This is a genomic window from Paenibacillus cremeus (assembly GCF_007786445.1).
GTDB lineage: Bacteria > Bacillota > Bacilli > Paenibacillales > NBRC-103111 > Paenibacillus_G > Paenibacillus_G cremeus.
In genome coordinates, this window is sequence record NZ_VNJI01000025.1 from 1 (window position 1) to 19,096 (window position 19,096).

At 51.5% G+C, this 19,096-nt stretch carries 21 protein-coding genes and 1 other RNA gene; 12 read left to right on the plus strand and 10 right to left on the minus strand.

Translation table 11 applies throughout. The features are described from left to right. Positions 1 to 195: 195 nt before the first annotated feature. Positions 196 to 1,380: an MFS transporter gene (locus FPZ49_RS19300; protein WP_144849955.1), complete on the minus strand. Its 1,185-nt coding sequence runs from the start codon at positions 1,378 to 1,380 to the stop codon at positions 196 to 198. Positions 1,381 to 1,406: 26 nt separating this feature from the next. Next, positions 1,407 to 2,747 carry a multi antimicrobial extrusion protein MatE gene (locus FPZ49_RS19305; RefSeq protein ID WP_144849957.1) on the minus strand — a complete coding sequence of 447 codons (1,341 nt, stop codon included), beginning with the start codon at positions 2,745 to 2,747 and terminating at the stop codon, positions 1,407 to 1,409. A 150-nt stretch (positions 2,748 to 2,897) separates the two neighbouring features. Between FPZ49_RS19305 and FPZ49_RS19310 the strand changes: the two genes are divergently transcribed. The 7 genes from FPZ49_RS19310 (at position 2,898) to FPZ49_RS19340 (ending at position 7,619) form a co-directional block, all read left to right on the plus strand. Further along, entirely contained in the window at positions 2,898 to 3,215 is a 318-nt protein-coding gene (locus FPZ49_RS19310; protein WP_144849959.1) for a hypothetical protein, read from the plus strand. A gap of 47 nt (positions 3,216 to 3,262) precedes the next feature. After that, positions 3,263 to 3,862 carry a hypothetical protein gene (locus tag FPZ49_RS19315; protein WP_144849961.1) on the plus strand — a complete coding sequence of 200 codons (600 nt, stop codon included), beginning with the start codon at positions 3,263 to 3,265 and terminating at the stop codon, positions 3,860 to 3,862. 43 nt (positions 3,863 to 3,905) lie between these two features. Further along, positions 3,906 to 4,931 carry a tetraprenyl-beta-curcumene synthase family protein gene (locus FPZ49_RS19320; protein WP_144850121.1) on the plus strand — a complete coding sequence of 342 codons (1,026 nt, stop codon included), beginning with the start codon at positions 3,906 to 3,908 and terminating at the stop codon, positions 4,929 to 4,931. A gap of 44 nt (positions 4,932 to 4,975) precedes the next feature. Next, the gene (pfkA, locus tag FPZ49_RS19325; protein ID WP_144849963.1) at positions 4,976 to 5,941 is read left to right on the plus strand and encodes a 6-phosphofructokinase; all 966 of its coding nucleotides are present in this window, start codon (positions 4,976 to 4,978) and stop codon (positions 5,939 to 5,941) included. A 125-nt stretch (positions 5,942 to 6,066) separates the two neighbouring features. Further along, on the plus strand, positions 6,067 to 6,273 hold the full coding sequence (locus tag FPZ49_RS19330; RefSeq protein WP_144849965.1) for a DUF3906 family protein: 207 nt from the start codon (positions 6,067 to 6,069) through the stop codon (positions 6,271 to 6,273). Positions 6,274 to 6,367: 94 nt separating this feature from the next. Continuing rightward, positions 6,368 to 6,910, plus strand: a complete 543-nt coding sequence (locus tag FPZ49_RS19335) for an NADPH-dependent FMN reductase (protein ID WP_144849967.1) — start codon at positions 6,368 to 6,370, stop codon at positions 6,908 to 6,910. 28 nt (positions 6,911 to 6,938) lie between these two features. Then, positions 6,939 to 7,619, plus strand: a complete 681-nt coding sequence (locus FPZ49_RS19340; protein ID WP_144849969.1) for a uracil-DNA glycosylase — start codon at positions 6,939 to 6,941, stop codon at positions 7,617 to 7,619. A 49-nt stretch (positions 7,620 to 7,668) separates the two neighbouring features. On the opposite strand, the gene FPZ49_RS19345 is transcribed toward FPZ49_RS19340, so the two are convergent. Continuing rightward, complete coding sequence (locus FPZ49_RS19345) at positions 7,669 to 8,853, minus strand: putative glycoside hydrolase (RefSeq protein WP_144849971.1); 1,185 nt, start codon at positions 8,851 to 8,853, stop codon at positions 7,669 to 7,671. Positions 8,854 to 8,983: 130 nt separating this feature from the next. On the opposite strand from FPZ49_RS19345, the gene FPZ49_RS19350 reads away from it, so the two are divergent. Further along, positions 8,984 to 10,141 (plus strand): MFS transporter, encoded by a 1,158-nt coding sequence (locus tag FPZ49_RS19350; protein ID WP_144849973.1) that lies wholly within the window; start codon positions 8,984 to 8,986, stop codon positions 10,139 to 10,141. Between the two features lie 20 nt (positions 10,142 to 10,161). Here the strand turns inward: FPZ49_RS19350 and tatA are convergent, their stop codons facing one another. The 5 genes from tatA to FPZ49_RS19375 form a co-directional block, all read right to left on the minus strand. Further along, entirely contained in the window at positions 10,162 to 10,425 is a 264-nt protein-coding gene (gene tatA / locus FPZ49_RS19355) for a twin-arginine translocase TatA/TatE family subunit (protein ID WP_391563842.1), read from the minus strand. 91 nt (positions 10,426 to 10,516) lie between these two features. Next, entirely contained in the window at positions 10,517 to 10,711 is a 195-nt protein-coding gene (locus tag FPZ49_RS19360; RefSeq protein ID WP_144849975.1) for a hypothetical protein, read from the minus strand. A 149-nt stretch (positions 10,712 to 10,860) separates the two neighbouring features. Beyond that, positions 10,861 to 11,700 carry a YitT family protein gene (locus FPZ49_RS19365; protein ID WP_144849977.1) on the minus strand — a complete coding sequence of 280 codons (840 nt, stop codon included), beginning with the start codon at positions 11,698 to 11,700 and terminating at the stop codon, positions 10,861 to 10,863. 135 nt (positions 11,701 to 11,835) lie between these two features. Beyond that, a complete protein-coding gene (locus FPZ49_RS19370) occupies positions 11,836 to 12,579 on the minus strand; it encodes a DUF4247 domain-containing protein (RefSeq protein ID WP_144849979.1) in 744 nt (247 codons plus the stop codon). Positions 12,580 to 12,621: 42 nt separating this feature from the next. After that, a complete protein-coding gene (locus tag FPZ49_RS19375; RefSeq protein ID WP_144849981.1) occupies positions 12,622 to 13,158 on the minus strand; it encodes a DUF4178 domain-containing protein in 537 nt (178 codons plus the stop codon). A gap of 296 nt (positions 13,159 to 13,454) precedes the next feature. Between FPZ49_RS19375 and FPZ49_RS19380 the strand changes: the two genes are divergently transcribed. Further along, a complete protein-coding gene (locus tag FPZ49_RS19380) occupies positions 13,455 to 15,032 on the plus strand; it encodes a DEAD/DEAH box helicase (RefSeq protein WP_144849983.1) in 1,578 nt (525 codons plus the stop codon). A gap of 73 nt (positions 15,033 to 15,105) precedes the next feature. Here FPZ49_RS19380 and FPZ49_RS36425 read toward each other — a convergent pair whose 3' ends face one another. Continuing rightward, positions 15,106 to 15,204 carry a sporulation protein YjcZ gene (locus FPZ49_RS36425; protein WP_222429931.1) on the minus strand — a complete coding sequence of 33 codons (99 nt, stop codon included), beginning with the start codon at positions 15,202 to 15,204 and terminating at the stop codon, positions 15,106 to 15,108. Positions 15,205 to 15,485: 281 nt separating this feature from the next. Between FPZ49_RS36425 and FPZ49_RS19385 the strand changes: the two genes are divergently transcribed. From FPZ49_RS19385 to fsa, 3 genes are all read left to right on the plus strand, one after another. Beyond that, the gene (locus tag FPZ49_RS19385; RefSeq protein ID WP_144849985.1) at positions 15,486 to 16,319 is read left to right on the plus strand and encodes a YesL family protein; all 834 of its coding nucleotides are present in this window, start codon (positions 15,486 to 15,488) and stop codon (positions 16,317 to 16,319) included. A gap of 84 nt (positions 16,320 to 16,403) precedes the next feature. Further along, a non-coding RNA gene (ssrS, locus tag FPZ49_RS19390) (6S RNA) lies at positions 16,404 to 16,583 on the plus strand. Between the two features lie 42 nt (positions 16,584 to 16,625). After that, a complete protein-coding gene (gene fsa, locus FPZ49_RS19395) occupies positions 16,626 to 17,282 on the plus strand; it encodes a fructose-6-phosphate aldolase (RefSeq protein ID WP_144849987.1) in 657 nt (218 codons plus the stop codon). A 96-nt stretch (positions 17,283 to 17,378) separates the two neighbouring features. On the opposite strand, the gene xylB is transcribed toward fsa, so the two are convergent. After that, the gene (gene xylB, locus FPZ49_RS19400; protein WP_144849989.1) at positions 17,379 to 18,911 is read right to left on the minus strand and encodes a xylulokinase; all 1,533 of its coding nucleotides are present in this window, start codon (positions 18,909 to 18,911) and stop codon (positions 17,379 to 17,381) included. Positions 18,912 to 19,096 lie beyond the last annotated feature (185 nt).

A 19,096-nucleotide genomic window follows, 5' to 3' on the forward strand; every position in this document is an offset into this window, starting at 1 on the left:
TGGTAGTAGTGTGACTTCGACACTCTCACTTTACCAAAGGAAGCGGTGTTTTTCTATTTTTCAAGTAGGGTATCTTTTCGATCACAAATCCAGTACTCACACGGTCTTAGGCTGATTTATTAGATGCGAAAGTTGAGTTATTATGATATTAACGATATGAAAAATCGTTATGCCGCAGCCAGTTGGAGACAGCAGCTACCTGCCGCCATCCTCCGAGACCATCGTCTCCTTTTGCGTGCCATGCAGCAGCAGAAAGCCGATCATCGCCACCGCCGCCAGCGCTGAGCCTGTAGCATAGACGGCGTGGGGGCCGACGCTGTTGAAGAGCCAGCCGCCGAGCGTTCCGCTGATTAAGCCGGCGAGGCCGGACCAGGTGACGGCGAAGACCGCTTGCCCACTCGAGCGGAATTGATCCGGCACGATGCGCTGAATGTAGCGGATCGCCGTGAACAGGAAGATGCCGAAGGAAAGCGAGTGCATCGTCTGGATCGCGATGACCCAGAGCGGATTGTCCACAAAGCTCATCAGCAGAAAGCGCAAAGCGTACACTCCGCAGCAGACGGCCAGAAGCGGCAGCTCTTTATACTTATGGCCGTGCTTGCTTAGATAGATAAACACGGGAATTTCACTGACAGCCGAAGCCATCCATGCGGCACCGACGATCGATTGGTCCCCTCCGAGACGTTGAAGGAACAGCGCTAGAAATCCGTCATTCATCCGGGTCGAAATAGCGGCGGTAAAGATAATCAGCAGGAAGGCCAGGAACGATTTCGATGTAATGATCGGGACGAGTCCGGCAAAGTCCGGCTTTTTGTAGGCGGAGTTCCGCGCATCCTTCATAAGGATTGCGAGCACAAGGGAGATCGTGATCGTCGTCAAACTGATCAAGGGCGTGTAGCCGGCGCCATAGTGTTTAAGAAATTGGCCAAAGACAAGGGCCCCAACGGCAAAGCCGATCGATCCCCACACGCGAAACGAGGCGTAGCTTTTTCGTGTGCCGCTGACCGTAAGCAGCGTCTGGCTGTCATTCAGCGAGCTCACGGGCTGCTGAAAAAAGGAAAACAAAGTCATAACCACCATCAGCAGCCAAAATATATTGGTATGAAAAGCCAAGGAGGCCATCACCAGCTGCCCGAAGAAGACGATCACCAGAATCTTTTTTATTGTACGGTATTTGTCGCTCATAAAGCCCCAGAACAGATTGGACACGATCCCAATCATCGGTCCGACGGAGTAGAGAAGGCCGATCTGAATAGTCGAGTAGCCCTTGGATTGAAAGAACAGAGGGAAATAGGAGACGATGATCGACATCGTCGTATAATAGGAAAAGGTAAAACCCCGCAGCAGAGTGTCACTGGAGGCGAGTTTAAGCTTACTCATGGATGGTCACTCGATTCGTTGTATTTTCAAGAGCCTGCCAGCGTGCGTGGCTGAGTTGCGAGCCGTCCTTCCGCCTTGGCGGCGGCGCGCAGGACATACAGGACAACCGATGCTTCTGCTGCCGTTCCAAGCGATTGCGCCAGCGCGCCGATCATACCGTTCCAGCCCGGGGCAAAAGACGCACAGATCACAAGAGTGATCAGCGTTGTACATACGTTTCCGGCTTGGGACCAGACCATAATTTGCGTCTGTCCACGCAGCATAATGAGCCCGTTGCCAAAATCCAGCCAAGGAAATATAAACGTCATGATCATGAATACGCGCAGCGTCGAGAGGCTGGCATGCATCAGCCGTTCGTTAACCCCCATAACATTCGCCATAAACCACGGCCCGACTGGTGTATAGGCGAGGATGGCAATGAGAATGCTGGGAATGAATGCCAACATGAAGGTAAAGCGCAGCACGGAGGCGGCGTCTTTCCGATAAAAGTTTAGCACAATCTGATGGATGTACGAAAAAAAGCTCTGCACCAGCTGCGTTAAGCTGCCTGCGATGGCGAAGGAGGCAATGGACAGCTCCAGTGCGGTCGTTTTGCCCAGAAAGGCGTTGATTGCCGGTCCTGCTATGACTGCAATGACCGAGGAGTAAAGCAACGGGCGGTAGAACTGAAAAATTTGCTTCGGCGACTCGATCGTATGTCCCGTTTTCTTTTCCGGGATCGTCTTGCGAATCAGTGCCCGACCTTCGATCAAGCTGACAGCAGCTTCGATAATCATGCCGGTGAGGAAGATAATCGCACCTACAACACCGCTGCCCACCCCGGTATGGATGAAATAAAGTGATAATAAGTACATACCGATAAGCCGGATGAACATGCCGATCGTCAGCCATTTGGTTCGCATGTTGAAAATAATGACTCCGTGAAAAATACAGCGGATACCAGAAAAGATACTTACGGTCATCAGCACCCGGTAGACGTTTACCATTGGACCGATCAGCTTCTCATCGGCACCGAATAAATGCAAAAACACCCACGGTCCAACAGGGGTGTAGCTGATGAATCCGCCTATGAGAACGATAGCGCCCAGCACAAAGGCGCCGACAATGGACATGGCCCTAAACGAAATGCGATCGCGGACGAGTGCGGAGCAGGTTTGACGCAGCAGGATGGCAGGTCTCTCGGTAATCCCCATGATGCTCATCGGGAGGGCGTAGCTTGCAATGATGAGCTCTGGATGTGCTGACCGTGCTAATGTACTATTGATAATGACGTGCGAAATCGTTACCAAGCTTGCCGAAATTCCGAGCGGGATGAAGAAGGCGAGCAGCTGACGAAACGAAATGCGTGCCGGTTGCGGTTGGTGCATGATGACGTCCCTCTTTTCACAATTGCTAAATATTATAGCATGAATCCAGAAGCCGGGGAGAGAAATTTATTTTTCCACTGGAAGCTGATCTTGGTTCGTGATACATTAATATAAATATGGCTCCGTATGAGAACGAAAGGGGTGCCTAAGATGAGCTATACATTTGAACTCGATGAACGTCTTGGAATCCCGCTGCCTCAGCTGAATAAAGACTTTGAGGAATTTACGGTGTCCGAGCAAGCGGAGATGCTGCTGCGCTGGGAAGAAATCCGGGGAACGATTCCCGAGCGAATCAAACAAATCGAACGGGTGATCATACGCAAGCAGGATCAGCTGAACGTGGAAGATAATTTTGTACTGTCCTGCAAGCTCAACAGTGAAATTGCAGAGCTGGCGAGCACGATCAACGAGCTTCACCTATGGTTCCGATTGAATCAAGATATGGCGACGGGCGCAGCGCATCACTGATGGCGCCCTTTCGCGCATGAATATAGGATATAAGGAGGTTGGGGGCTTTGAGTTGGACCGAAAGCCTGCACAGACTCGCTGCGCAGCTGACAGACCACAGGCCTTCACTGTACCCGACGGAGGAGCTGGACGATCTGAACGACATTAAGATCGGCAAGCTGTCCACCAGCGGTTTTCAAGGCGAAGGGCTTACCTATGCATTAGCTGTAAAATCAGGTTTGCATCTGTTCAATGAAAGCTTGGATCGATCGCATACCTTATCGCAAGACATACATAACCCGACCGGGAGCTTCTGGCACGGCATTATGCATCGGATGGAAGGGGACTATAGCAACGCGAAATACTGGTTTCGCATGGTTCACAGCCACCCGATCTATCCGGTGTTAGCTGAACAGGCTGCGGCAGCCATTCAGGAAGCAGATCTGGACGAAATTCGCAGCTCGGCGCTTAGAGCGCAGCTGGCGAAGCTATGTGCGGGGGGGGCATGGGACCCGTACTTGTTCGTCGATTTGGTCGAGCAGCAGGTCACTAGAGCGAGAGACGAAGCGGGCGAAGCGCTGTTGATGCACATTCAGTGGCTGGAAATGCGGCTGCTGCTTGAATACAGCTACACCCAGAGCGGCGGAGGAGGCTCCCTTCTTGGCTAACGCGAGAAGCAGCATTCAGGTACCTGGCGGACCTCTCTCCCTGATGCTTCGTGTCTATCGCTATGTGCTGCCGGAGGTGCGCGAACAGCTTCGCGGCTGGCGGGAGCGGGCGGATCGGATTCCCGATTCCGAGCTGCAGAAGCAGGCAATCGCCAGCATGACCAGCAAGCAGTTTCATTGTGAGGGCGGAGCGGTGTATGCGGCGGCGAATTTGCCTATGCGGCATGTGCTGATTCCGCTGATTGTCGCGTTTCAAACGATCAGCGACTATCTCGATAATTTGTGCGATCGGAGCACTTCGCTCGATCCGGACGATTTTCGGTGCCTGCATCAGTCGATGCTGGATGCGGTGGATTCATCCGGGCCGGTGAATGACTATTACGCGTTTCGCGAGGAGCGGGAGGACGGCGGATATTTGACCGGGCTCGTCCAAACGTGCCAAGACGCGATCAGGAAGCTGCCGTCTTATAGTCTAGTGGCTGAGTCCGTCCACGAGCTGGTCGGCTTATATTGCGATCTTCAGGTGTACAAGCATATCCGCAAGGATCTTCGCGAGGATGCGCTGCTCCGTTGGTGGGAGCTGCATCAAGCCAAATATCCGTCCATTACGTGGAATGAATTTGCCGCGGCGACCGGCTCAACGCTTGGTGTATTCACATTGTTCTTGGCCGCAGCCGACCCGCAGCTGGCCACGCCCACGGTGAGAGCCATACACGAAGCTTATTTTCCGTATATTTGCAGTCTACATATATTGCTGGATTACTTGATTGACCAAGAGGAGGATCTGGCCGGCGGCGATTTGAATTTCTGCAGCTATTACGATAGCCTGGAATCGACCGTGGAACGGATTGCCTTGATTGTAGCCGAGGCCAAAGTTAAGTCTGAATTGCTGGAGCATCCTTCCTTTCATCGAATGATTATCGAGGGCTTGCTTGCGCTTTATTTGTCGGACCCGAAGGTCAGCAGACAGCGGGAAGTTAAACAAATCTCTCGGCAGCTCATGAAGGACAGTCCCCTGATGCGCATGTTCTTTTTTGTGAACAGCATCTGGATCCGCAAAACCTCTTGATAATAAATATAATAATATAGGATAGCGATTAGGGAGGAATTGTAATGTCAGTCAAAAAAATTGCGGTACTTACAAGCGGCGGTGACTCGCAAGGCATGAACGCAGCCGTTCGCGCCGTGGTGCGCAGCGGATTGTACCATGGTCTGGAAGTTTACGCGGTACAACGCGGCTATGCCGGACTCATTAACAATGACATTCGTCGTATGGACCTGCGCAGCGTGGGCGACATTATTCAGCGGGGCGGTACGATTCTGCAAACGGCGCGCTGTAAGGAGTTTATGACGCCTGAAGGGCAGCAGATCGGAGCGAACAACCTGCGCGAGCATGGGATCGACGGTCTCGTTGTCATTGGAGGAGACGGTTCATACCAGGGCGCGAACAAGCTTAGCAAGCTGGGAATTAAAACGATGGGTCTGCCAGGGACGATCGATAACGATATTCCATTCACCGACTTTACCATCGGCTTTGATACCGCGGTAAGCATTGTAGTGGATGCGATCAACAAGCTTCGCGATACGATGAGCTCTCATGAGCGTTCGTCCGTTGTCGAAGTAATGGGCCGCCACTGCGGCGACATCGCTTTGTATTCGGGGCTGGCGAGCGGGGCAGAGACGATCCTCGTGCCAGAGGTGGGCTTCGACCTGGATGAAATCGCGAAACGGATGGCTGACAACTTCGCCCAAGGCAAGCGCCACAGTATCGTCATCGTAGCGGAAGGCGTGGGCAAAGGCGAGGACATTGCCGCCGAAATTACACGTCGTAACGGCATTGAGCCGCGCGTCACCGTGCTGGGTCACATTCAACGCGGCGGAGCGCCAACACATAACGATCGCATCTTGGCCAGCAGCCTCGGCGATTTTGCCGTGCGCAAGCTGATCGAAGGCGAGTCCGGCAAGGCGTGCGGAATTATTAAAGGCGAGCTTGTTGCAACTGACATCGACAAAGTAGTACACACGAAGAAAGACTTCAACATGGAGCTGTACGAACTGGCGAAACGCCTGTCGCAATAAGAGATAAACATGCATCTTTACTTCTAAACCGGCTTTCCGCGCAGGAAAGTCAGGCTACGGTCGGAAGAGATGCATGTTTTTTTACACTTATCGATTGCTTTTGGAGCTAAGGAGGCCAAGAAGGCATGTACATGTACAAAATGGAAGTGGAGCTCGAAAAGGAAGGCTTGGTGCACTTAATCATCATGGCGGAGACGGATGAGCAGGCCTTTGATTATTTGGAAGAGCATCTGGTACGCCATTTCATTCATAACCCGGAGGTGCGCGAAGCCAGTATTATCGAGAAGAAACGTGCGGTAAAAGGCTCCGGGTATGTCATCGAGAGCAAGTAAGATCTGGCATCGAAGGAAATACCCAGATGGGTTGACTTTATTTTACTTTTTATATTAAAATGTATGTAAAGTCACCATGAGGGGGGAACTTCAGATGAAGGTCATGATTATTGCGGGAAGCAATCGGAAGAATGCATCCAGTACGGCGTTGTGCCGGTATATTGCGCAAATGCTCAAGGATCAAGGGACTGAAGTAAATTTATTCGATCTTTACGAGAAGCCGCTGCCGTTTTATTGCAAGGACCAAGAAACGACGGATGCCAATGTGAAGGCGCTCAAGCAAGGCTTGCTGGAGGCAGACGGCATTGTGTTGGCTACGCCTGAGTACCATGGGAGTGTATCGGGCGTGCTCAAGAATGCGCTGGATTTTGTCGGCAAAGATCATTTTGATGGGAAAGTGACGCTGTCGGTCAGCTCGGCTGGTGGTGCAGTTGGTGTAAGCTCGCTGACGCATTTGCAAACAATGGTCCGCAACGTACATGGCATTAACTGTCCGGAGTGGATCTCGATCGGTGGGACACAGCGGACCTTCTCACCGGACGACGTTCCGGAGGATGAGAAAACGCGGGATCGTGTGCAGCGTACTGTGGGTTATTTTATGACCATGGTTCAAACGTTTCGGCGCGTGAAAGTATAGTTTCGCAAGAGGGGAGAGAGGCGCAGTCGTGGGAGCAGTATTGAACAACGATTGGGCTGAACTCCTGGGTGGGGAGTTCGAGAAGCCTTATTACATTCGATTGAGGCAATTTTTAAAAGAGGAATACGCCGCATGCAAGGTGTATCCGAATATGCACGATATTTTCAATGCGCTGCATAATACGCCTTATGCTGAGGTGAAGGTGGTCATTCTGGGTCAAGATCCGTACCATGGACCCGGGCAAGCGCATGGCCTAAGCTTCTCCGTGAAGCCGGGCGTACCTGCACCGCCTTCCTTACAGAACATGTTCAAAGAGCTGAAGAGTGATCTCGGCTGCCGCATACCCGACAACGGCTATCTGGTCAAGTGGTCCGAACAGGGAGTGCTGATGCTGAACACGGTTCTTACGGTACGGGAGGGGGAAGCCGCTTCGCACAAGGGTCAAGGCTGGGAATCGTTCACGGACCGGATCATCGCGCTGTTGAATGAGCGGGAGAAGCCGATGGTGTTCATTCTGTGGGGGAGCCACGCACAGCAGAAGGCGCAGCTGATTACGAACAGCAGGCATCACATTCTGCGCTCCGTTCACCCGAGTCCGCTATCCTCGCACCGCGGATTTTTCGGCAGCAAGCCGTATTCGCAGGCGAACCGCTTCTTGGAAAGCATCGGCAGCACACCGATCGATTGGCAGATCGACGATTTGAAATAGCGAAAGCCCGAAGCCCTGATAAGACAGGGAATCGGGCATATTTTTGTACCTACTGGTTATAATCGACGTTGGGCGTATACGTATTGCCGGCATTCCAGAGCAGGAATTCATCGACGCCGTTGTCCTTCAGCGCTCGGATCTGATCCTCGACTTCCTTCTTGCCGTACTTAATATAGCCTTGAACCCAGGAAGCTGTAAAATCTTGAATCCATGGCCTGATGGCAGGCTTCAGCTCCTGCAGCGGGTCGAGCTTTTTGTGCGTATCCTTCGTTGCACCATCGATCGTCACATAAGGCTGGGCATCCGGAACCTTGGCTCCGAACCAGCCGGTCGTGTAGTGACTCGGGTAAATCATCGGGCAGATGACGTCCACGTTCTGCGAGATTTTCTCAAAGTCCTGACCGATGCCTTCGGCGGCCGGAACGGATGCTGCATAGCCGAAAATATCCACTGAGACCCGTACGCCCAGCGGAGTCAGCTGCTCGCGGGCATACTTGACGAATTCCGCTACCGCATCGATCCGCGAACGATCATCCTTGTCGTACTTCAGCGTATCCGCCCGTTTCTCAAAGCCTTCCGGAAATCGCACGTAGTCAAACTGGATTTCCTTGAAGCCTGCTTTTGCAGCCTCCTTGGCGATGGAGACATTGTAGTCCCAAACTTCCTTTTTGTACGGATTCACAAAGCTGTCCGGCGGGTTTTTCCCGTTGCCCCATAAGGTGCCGTCTTCATTAAGATAAGAAAGATCAGGCCGTTTCTTCGCTAGCACCGTATCCTTAAACACAACGACACGGGCAATTGGGAATACATCATGGGCTTTCAGCGTGTTCATTAAACCAGGCATGTCACGAATGATTTTTTGCGTCGTGTCCATCGCCTGCAGCTCCGGATTGCCGGTATCGTAGGTGATATAGCCCCAGTCGTCCTTCACATCGATGACCATCGCATTCAATTCGGTGTCATCGGTCAGCTTGAGCAGCGATTCCAGCCTCGAGCCTCCGGCGCTGTGAGCCGTTACGTAGATACCTTTCACCTTCGGGGCGGCCGGCTGCGGATCCCGCTTGTTGACCGGCTTCAGGCTATCTCCCGGGTTGACGGCGGGTGGCGGAGCCTGCTGTACGACCGCGGTTTTCGAGTCCATCGCCGCTTGGGCATATTGTTCAAACGTCATGTCGGGATGATCCGCGCTAACGCCTCCCCAGGCCATCAGCAGCGCAGCTAACAATAGTTCCATGGTATGTTTCTCTCTCTCCTTGCGCCTTTGATAGAATATATTATAATAGAATGGTTAATCGTAAGGATAGGGAACATGGATGCATTTTGGTGAAATATAAGAGATTTTGACAAAAAGGACCGATAACTTCATGAACAAACAAATTTGGACGCTGCGTGGCCTGAATTTTTCATACTATGCCACCACCGCCGTGTTAATGCCATTTCTGCCGATCTATTTCGAAGGCCGTGGCTACTCTTCCGCGCAGATCGGTCTATTGATGATGATCGGATCGTTTGTGACGATCTTCGCGCAGCCCATTTGGGGGTATTTGAGCGATCGGTATCAAACGCTGAAGCTGATCATCTTTGGACTTTGGCTGATGACGGTGCTGTCCAGCGTCGGCATTTTTCAAACGAGCAGCTTTACGTCGGCTTTGGTATTTATGCTGCTGCTTTACTTTTTCATGCTGTCTTCGGTGCCGCTCTTGGACACGATCACGATCAAGTCCGCGCTGCGGGGGGCGGTCAGTTACGGTTCCATTCGAATGTGGGGTTCCATCGGGTTTACGCTGCTGGCGGTTTCCTCGGGCTCGGTGCTGAAGGCGCTGGGGGGCTTGGACAACATCCCATACCTGTATTGGTCGATTTGGATTTTGCCGATGGTGCTGCTGCTGTTCTTGAAGGATGAGAAGGGAAGCGGGGCGCGCATCAAGCTTTCATCGTTTGGCAGCATGCTTCGAAACAAGCATTTCTTGTGGTTTCTGCTGCTCATCTTTCTGCTGACCGTTCCGCATCGGATGAATGACGGGCTGTTTGTGCTCTATCTCAAGGATTTGGGGGCGTCCGATTCGATGGCCGGATGGGCTTGGGCGCTGGCATCGGCTAGTGAGGTCCCGACCTTTGCGCTGCTGGGCAGGTACATGCATCGATTCCATGAGCTGGCGTTGCTGGGCTGCGTGGCCTTGCTCTACACGATCCGGTGGCTGCTGTACGGGTGGATCACCGATCCGACCTTGCTGATGTTTCTTCAGGCCACACATAGCGTAACGTTCGCTGTATTCTGGATCGCAGCCGTGCAGTATGTCGTTCGGCTGGTCCCGCTGGAGCTCCAATCGACTGGACAATCGATGCTCGCAATGGTGTTTCTGGGCTTGGCAGGAATAACAGGGGGATTCGTTGGCGGCTGGGTAAAGGATCATCTGGGGGGGCACTATATGTATTACCTCGGGTCGATCATGTCGCTGCTTGCAGCTGTGCTCCTGCTCGGAACACATGCTTATTATCGTAAAAAAAACCATCCGGTCTAAGTCAGACGGATGGTTTTAGCTTATTTATGAGATTGCTGCTGAGCAGCGTCGTTCGCGGAAGTTAATTCTTTCTTAGGCGCTTCCGGCTCACGCGGCGCATCATCGTTCGAATGTCCGCCGTTTCCAGACGTCGCATCCTTGAATTCGCGGAACATCTTTCCGAAGCCGCGTCCCAGCTCAGGCAGCTTGTTTGGTCCGAACAGCAGCAGCGCGACTAATGCGATCAAAATAATATGCATAGGCGTTAAGGCACCCATCGTGTTGACACCTCCATCTTTGGTCACGAACTATCATACCATCTTTATAAATTTACTATAACACATAATTATTACGATTCCATAACAATTTCTTGTAAAGGCATGAAAACGCCCCCTTCTAATGAAGGAAGGCGTCTTTTTGATGTTTCGAAATGCTGTATTGGATAATTTCCATCGCATCCTCGGCCTCTAAGGCGGCCAAACCGTTCCGCAAAACGATCTCTGATTCCAGTTCAGTTGGTTTCAGAAAAGGATACATTTGCGGTGTTAATTTCATAACAATCGTTGCCAATCGGACTGTTTCCACAAGCATCACCCTTCCCGTCGTCATCTGGTGCACAGAATTCGGAGCGAAATACGAGTAACAGAGGTAAAGCCATAGGAATCGATTTGAAATGAAATAAATACGTAAAACTACACTCATTATATCATATTTTGTTCAATTATGTATGGTTCTTTACCTCATTTATCGGTGCGGCGGAATAATCCCATCACGCCCACCGTCTCGGTGATGTTCACGAAGGCCTGAGGATCCCATTGGCGAACCAGGCTTTGAAGATCGTTTAGTTCATAACGAGTTGTCACCGTCATAAGCATATGCTGCGATTGCTTCGTATATGCCCCTTCCGTTTCAATAACGGTGACGCCGCGGTGAAGCCGATGCATTTTTTTCAGCAGCAGGTCCTTCTTCTTCGTGACGATGAACACGGTGACCTTCAAATGGCGGATATGAATCGTATCGATGATTTTGCCGGTAATGAACATGGACAGCATAGAGTAGAGCGCGAGATCCCAATTGTTTTTAAAGTACCCTAGCGCCAAAATAACAAAGCCGTTGATCGCAAATAAGAACGTCCCCAGGGAAAAATCACGTTTGCGCGTAATAATCGACGCGATGATATCGAAACCGCCTGTGGAGCCTCCGGCTCTCATAGATAACCCTGTCCCGATGCCGATGAGTACGCCGCCGGTAACCGAGGACATGATCAAATCTTGGCTGACGGAAAGGGTAGGAATCAGCTGCATAAACCAAGTGGTCAAAATAACGGAGACGACGCTTAAAATAATAAATTTTCGTCCGATGGTCAATAAACCCCAAATAAGAAGAGGGAGGTTGAACACCAAGAATAACAGGGAGATGCTCCAGTTAGTGAAATACCCGATAATCATGGAGATCCCCGAGATGCCCCCGCTGAGCAGCTGGTGCGGAATCAAAAATAAGTTGAAGCTGGCGGCTACTAGCGCAGATCCAAGCACGACACTGAGTACGGATCCGAATAGGGAGCGCTGAAAGTGTAGCATGGATAACACCTCCTGATGCTTGTCATAGTATGAGTTTTTTTTCCGGCGCTCACTCTTTTTAAAATAAATAAAAGAAGAAAAAGCTTCCCGGCTGTGAGCCGGAAAGCTTGAACGCTTTCTTCTATATATTACCTTTTATTTTCGCTTAAAGGAACCGGAACGGGTGCTCGTACTCGGCTTGCTCGAGCTGGACGACGGCGACTTATAGGTGGGTGTTGAGCCGTCACTTTTTCTCGTGTTTGTGTCCGGTGTCTTCGATGTGCTTGGCGATGTAGACGGTGTTGATGTATTCGGGTTGGACGGCGTTGTGGTAAAGCTGCCCTTACGGTCCGAAGTCGACGGCTGCTGCGTCGTTGGCGCTGGCGTTGGCTTTGTCCCACTGGACGGTGCCGTTTGGTACCTGCCATAATCATCGTATCTTGGGGACGACGTGTATCCCCGGTAATCGTACCCGCCGCCGCGGTGGTTGTTAAACCAGCTGCCGCCGAAGATCGATTGAAGGATGGAGGCGGTCAAATAGCCTTGAAGGAACGAAGAGTCGTAATTGTCCTTGGCATATTGGACGGAATCCAGCTCCACCAGCGTGTTGGCTTCGTTATTCGGGTCCTTTTGTACCTGAATAATTTTATTGTCATAGACCAAGAACATCTTGTCCGTGGATTCTTTACTTGTTTCCTTTGGCTTTTCGTTCGCCGCCAGCTCATGGGCTACCGTCGGAACGTCCTTGCCTTCTACCGAATAAATTTTAGCGGTGCTCTTACCCGTACCTTGAACGTCGATTAAGGAATAATTATCTTTAATATAATTTCCGGCGTCGCCGCATCCGACCAGGAGTGCAAAAACCAGGACAATAGCGAGCCATTTATAAACTTTGTTCATGATGCTGTAGTCACCTCCTGCGACTAGCTGTCTTACAATGTATTATTGGGATGCCTTCATGATTTTAATTTGCCCCGCAGGGGTTCGTGTCCCTTCCATAGCCACATATTTCCCATCCTGCCATTGAAGGAAAAAATACTGGTTATCGGCGCCAAAGTATCGCCAGAACAGCACGGGATCGTTAGCACGGTAATCCGTATTGCCTTCTGTGAGTACCAGATCGCTGCGGTGATGCTCCAGCTCATAGGTAAAATCTTTGCCGACGTCCAGTTGTGTAGGGACATCGTTCGGATCGTCCAGCGAGCCCTCGACGAATTCACATATAAAGCATTCGTAAGTGCGTCCCTTTTCCACCAAGAGGCACGAAATCTGTTGGCCGTTTCGCAAATAATAAGCGAAGCGGTGTGGGGCAAAGCCGCGGTCAAAATAAACCAGCTTGCCGGATACGATATATTCCTCCAGATCCACGCTAATAATATCTCCGACCTTCGTGTCTTCGAGTGGATTGGCTGCTGGCTTCGTTTGAGGCTCTTCTTTGTTGCTTTTGATGATGGCTCCTACTCTTTTCCATATGGACATGGGCGAATCGCTCCTTTTGTACCTGTTCATTGATAATGTATTCGTATGAGGAGGCTTGCTTGCTCACTACTCCTATTATATACGAATCAGATGTTTTGTGGGTTTCATTTTGAATGGTTATGGAATATGGATATCGATTGTGGTATAATACTAAAGATATTCTTAAGTACGGCCTTTAACTGTCATTCTGACACGTCGGTAAGTGTTTATGAAGAGAGAAATAGATCAAGATAGGAGTCGCACTTAAGGGTATAGATAAAATGAGAACCCCTAGGAAAAAAGGAGATTGAAATCATTTGAAAACATTTAGTGAATTTGGCTTAGAGCCAAAGGTTCTGCGCGCCATTACAGAGATGGGCTTTGAAGAATCGACCCCGATTCAAGACAAGGCGATCCCGGTAGCGATGGAAGGCCGCGACCTCATTGGTCAAGCACAAACAGGAACAGGGAAAACCGCGGCTTTCGGGATTCCGCTGATCAACAAAATCGATATTAAAGAAGAGCGGATCGTAGCACTCATTATGTGTCCTACCCGTGAACTTGCTATTCAAGTAGCCGAAGAGATCGAGAAGCTGGGCCGCTTTAAGGGCATCCGCTCCCTGCCGATCTACGGTGGTCAAGATATCGTGAAGCAAATCCGCGGTCTTCGCAAAAAGCCGCAAATCATTATCGGTACGCCAGGCCGCTTGCTCGACCACATCAATCGTAAGACGATCAAGCTGGACGATGTACAAACCGTCATCTTGGACGAAGCGGATGAAATGCTGGATATGGGCTTCATGGATGATATCCAATCAATCCTAAAGCTGGTTCCGGATGAGCGCCAAACGATGCTGTTCTCCGCGACGATGCCGGTCAACATTCAGAAGCTGGCACAGCAGTTCTTGAAAAATCCAGAGCATGTGTCCGTCATTCCGAAGCAAGTCAGCGCACCGCTGATCGATCAAGCATATATCGAGCTGCACGAGCGTCAAAAATTCGAAGCGTTATGCCGCCTGATCGATATGGAAGCACCCGAGCTGGCGATCATCTTCGGCCGCACGAAGCGCCGGGTAGATGAGCTTTCCGAAGCGCTCCAAAAGCGTGGCTATACGGCAGAAGGCCTGCATGGCGACCTGTCCCAAAATCAGCGCGACAATGTGATGCGTAAGTTCCGTGACGGCAGCATCGACGTGTTGGTGGCTACTGACGTGGCAGCGCGCGGCTTGGACGTTTCCGGCGTAACGCACGTTATCAACTTTGACCTGCCGCAGGATCCTGAGAGCTACGTTCACCGGATCGGCCGTACGGGCCGCGCAGGGAAAGAAGGCGCAGCATACACCTTCGTAACGCCGCGTGAGATCGATCACCTTCACTTTATCGAGAAAATTACGCGTCACAAAATTGCTCGTAAGCCTATGCCTAGCTTGGCGGAAGCTATTGAAGGCAAGCAAAAGATGACCGCTGAGCGCGTGCTCGAAATTTTGGAGAAGGATGAGCATAACGAATATCGCGGCCTGGCGATTTCGCTGTTGGAGCAGCACGATTCGGTGCACCTGCTCGCTGCTGCTTTGAAGCTGCTGACTGGCGATAAGAAAGAAGTCGAGATCGAGTTGACACCGGAAGATCCGCTTCGCGCTAAGAAGAGAAGACCGGATGTCCGCAACTCCGGACGTCGTCCTTCGGGCCCTTACGGTACTGCAGGCGGCGCTCGCCGTAACGATCGTCCATACGATCGTGATCGCGGCGGCGACCGTGGCGGCTATGGCCGCGGCGGAGATCGTCCTCGTCGCGATGGCGGCGGCTACCGCGACAACCGCGGTCGCTCGGACAGCCGTGAGCGTGATGGTTATTCGCGTGGAACCAGCCGCTCGAATGAAGAAACACTCGTATAAATCATGTGAAAAAAGCAAGCACGCTGGGCGTGCTTGCTTTTTTCTTCCATATGGCCTTTAGAGTTCATCTCGATTAGATGAACAACAGAGAGCAGCTGACGATAACCAGCAGAATGAAAAGAACGAGAATCGTACCGGTAGAAGTCCAAAGTCCTCCATCAGGATAACCCATCGTGATTCCCTCCTTTGTTGCAACTTTTATTGAGTTTTAACAAGAAAAGTTGTCAACTTTGATTGCAACTGCTGTCAACGTTACACTGTCGGAGCAGTTGTCAATTGACTGATCTTGCCTGTTGCTGATATATCCTATGCCTAGTGGGTCATTTGGTTATAGACGGCTACCTAGAATGGAGGAAATAGGCTATAATGTAACATAGATTTGATTAACGACGGGGAGGAGACATGCCATCACGGTTTGTCCAACCGTTGCACTATAGAAGGAGGGCTACAACATTGGAGTTTCGTGGCATTATGGGTGGGTTTTACCGTATTTCTGAATGGATCATGCGGCTTTCGGTCATCAACGTATTATGGGTGATCTGCGCCTTTCCGTTTTTCCTGGTTGGCTTATTATTGCTCCAGGCTCAATCCACGGATCAAGTGCTGCAATCGTTTTTGTTATTGGCGATTTTGGCTCCGTTTACATTGTTTCCTTCCACGGCCGCGATGTTTACGGTAGCACGCAAATGGTTGACAGGGGAAGAGGATGCACCGCTGTTTAAAACGTTTTTCCGCGGGTATAAAGAGAACTTCGTGCAAAGTATGGTCGGCGGCCTGATTTATGCGCTGCTCGGCGTCATTCTCTATACAAACTTCCGTTTTTACGGCAGCCAAACCGGTACGTTCGGCATCCTGCGATTTTTGGTGATGTCCTTAACGGTGCTGCTGATGATCTCGATGTTCCATTTTTTCTCGATCATGTCGCATTTGCATATGAAGCTCTTTCAAATTGTGAAGAATGCGCTGTTGATCACCATCGGCAACCCGATCCGTTCGCTTTCTATGATCGTCTTGAACGGCGTAGTGATTTACGTCAGCTTTACCAAGTTCACGTTCTTGATCCCGTTCTTTATGGGCAGCTTGATTGCAGTGATCTCGTTCTGGCACTTTAATCTGATCTTCGGTAAGCTGCAAGAAAAGCAGCAGGAACTTGCCAACAAAGAAGCGGAAGCTTTGGCGGAGCAAGAAGGCTCGGATGAAAGTGGAGATGGAGACAAGGCAGCTGTACAGGCCCTCGAGGAGCCGGAGCATGATTCTCGTGAGTTCGGACATACTAAGAAGGAGTAAGCTATATTTTCCGGCGATACCATAAGATAAGGGCGCGCGGGAGGTTTACTTTCGTTACGGAGTACACTATAATGTAAATACAACAAAATCCTGCGATGTGCGTTTCGGTTTTAAGTTGTTTTGAACCAATGACTGTTTCTTGGGAGACCTACATTGAATCGCGGCTGACATGCCCTCGAAAAGGGACTTCTAAAACGATTCTGCGGACACCCACCTGCGAGAGCGGGTTTGAAACACAAAATCGGACGGCATTGTGGGGTTTTTTTGTATGTTCAAAATCGGGTAGAGGCTGAAAGGATGTTGGGGATGAAGCTTTTTATCGACACAGCGAACGTAGAAGAGATTCGTAAAGCACATGATCTCGGCGTTATTGCGGGAGTAACAACCAATCCATCACTCATTGCCAAAGAAGGAAGAGACTTTTTCGCCACAGTTAAAGAAATCGTCTCGATCGTCGGTAACATGCCGATTAGCGCCGAAGTCATCAGCTTGCAAGCGGATGAAATGGTGGAGCAGGGTCGAAAGCTTGCTGACCTCGGAGAGGGCATTGTCGTGAAGGTGCCGATGACCGAAGAAGGCTTGAAAGCCACCAAACGCTTCACTGAGCTCGGCATTAAGACGAACGTAACCTTGATTTTCAGCTCGCCGCAGGCGCTGCTTGCAGCAAGGGCTGGCGCGACGTATGTGTCGCCATTCGTAGGCCGTCTGGATGATATTAACCAGGTCGGGATGAACTTGATTAAAGAGATTAGCCAAATCTTTAAAGTACATAACATTACGTCGGAGATCATCACTGCAAGCGTACGAACTACAACGCATGTTATCGATGCGGCGCTTTTAGGTGCGGATATCGCGACGGTACCATATAAGGTTATTCAACAAATGACCAAGCATCCTCTTACGGATGCGGGCATTCAGCGCTTCCTCGCCGATTGGGAGGGCGCTAATCAGTCCGTCTTCTAATTAGGAAGGGGATAAAGAAAAAGCAGCGACTCACCTTAGCCAAGAGCTGGGGTGGGCGCTGCTTTTTTAGTTGATGCGATCTGACGAAGAGCGGGTTTAGCCCTCTTGGACCAGATCGCTGAGCTGATGGAATGTATCTCTCAGCGTGCCGTACAATGTGCGATAGATCGAATAGTATGCCTCATAGCGCTCCTGATGAGCAGGATTTGGCTCCACCCGATCGACGACCCGGATCCAGTCTTCACAAAGCGAAGGGATATCCTTCTGCAGCACGCCGGAGGCGGCCATGATGGCTGCGCCGTACGCCGGTCCGTCCGTGGAGTTGACGGTGACCACAGGGTAACCGAAGATATCGGCGATCATCTGCCGCCAGAATAGGCTTCTTGCACCTCCGCCGTTGACGCGGAGCTCTTTGATTTCGATGCCGGAGGCTTTCACCAGCTCCAGCGAGTCGCGAAGGCCGAAGGTGATGCCTTCGAGCACCGCACGGGTCAAATGCGCCTTCGTATGGCGCAGGTTCAGCCCGATAAAGCCACCCCGCGCCTTCGGGTCCGGGTGCGGCGTCCGTTCGCCCGTCAGGTAGGGCAGGAACAGCAGTCCTTCGCTGCCTAGAGGCGCCTTGGAGGCCAGGGAGGTTAAATGCTCATACACATCACGGCCATCCGCTTGTGCTTCCTGCAGCTCTTCGAAAGCAAAGTGGTTTTTCCACCACTGGAATGAGCCGCCAGCCGCCAGCATGACGCCCATCCGGTGCCACATGCCGGGCACGCCGTGGCAGAAGGAGTGCAGCCGGCACTCGGGATCGGCCTGATACGTGTCGTCGTGGACGAAGACGACACCGGAGGTGCCCAGCGCGACCGAGGCGATGCCGCTGGTGACGACGCCGACGCCGACAGCGCCGCAGGCTTGGTCGCCGCCGCCGGCTACGACCGGCGTACCCGGCTGGAGGCCGGTGAGCCCTGCGGCTTCCGCCAGCACATGGCCGGCTACGGCGTTGCTTTCATAGAGCGGTGGAAGCCATTCCTGCGGAATGTTCAGCCGCTCTAGCACCTCTGGCGACCAGCGACGGTTCGCCACATCCAGCAGCAGCGTGCCGCTGGCGTCTGCTAAATCCATGCCCAGCGCGCCGGTCAGCTTGAGGCGCACATAATCCTTCGGCAGCATGAGATGCGCCGTACGCTCGTAATTGGCCGGCTCGTGGTTCCGCAGCCAAACGACCTTCGGGGCGGTGAAGCCGGTTAGCGCCTGATTTCCTGTCAGGCGGCCCAGCTCTTCCCGTCCTACGGCTTGCTCAATCCAATCGCATTCAGCTGCGGTCCGCTGGTCGCACCAGAGCAGTGCGGGACGAACGACCTGCAGCTCCGCGTCCAAGAACACCGAGCCGTGCATTTGACCGGAAAGTCCTATGCCAGCGATGTCCGCGCCGCCAATGCCGGCTTTATCAAGAAGGGTACGAATGCAAGCTGTCGTACCATCCCACCACGCCTCCGGCTGCTGCTCGGCCCATCCGGGCTGCGGCTGAAGGAGAGGATACTCCACACTGTAACTGGCTTTTACACTGCCTGCTTCATCGACCAGAATGCATTTTACCGCCGACGTGCCCAAATCAATACCCAAAAAATATGCCAACAGATCTCACCTCGAAAGAATATATAGAATCGCTGCACGAGACTTAGTTTATTTAATAAACTAATTAACTAATATATTCGTAACGGATTTCAATAATCCTTCTTTTCCATTCAATTTTGTACAAAAGTTGAACGAATTTACCAATTCCTCTTTCTCTTCCTTGCAAACAGTGTTATGATTGAAGA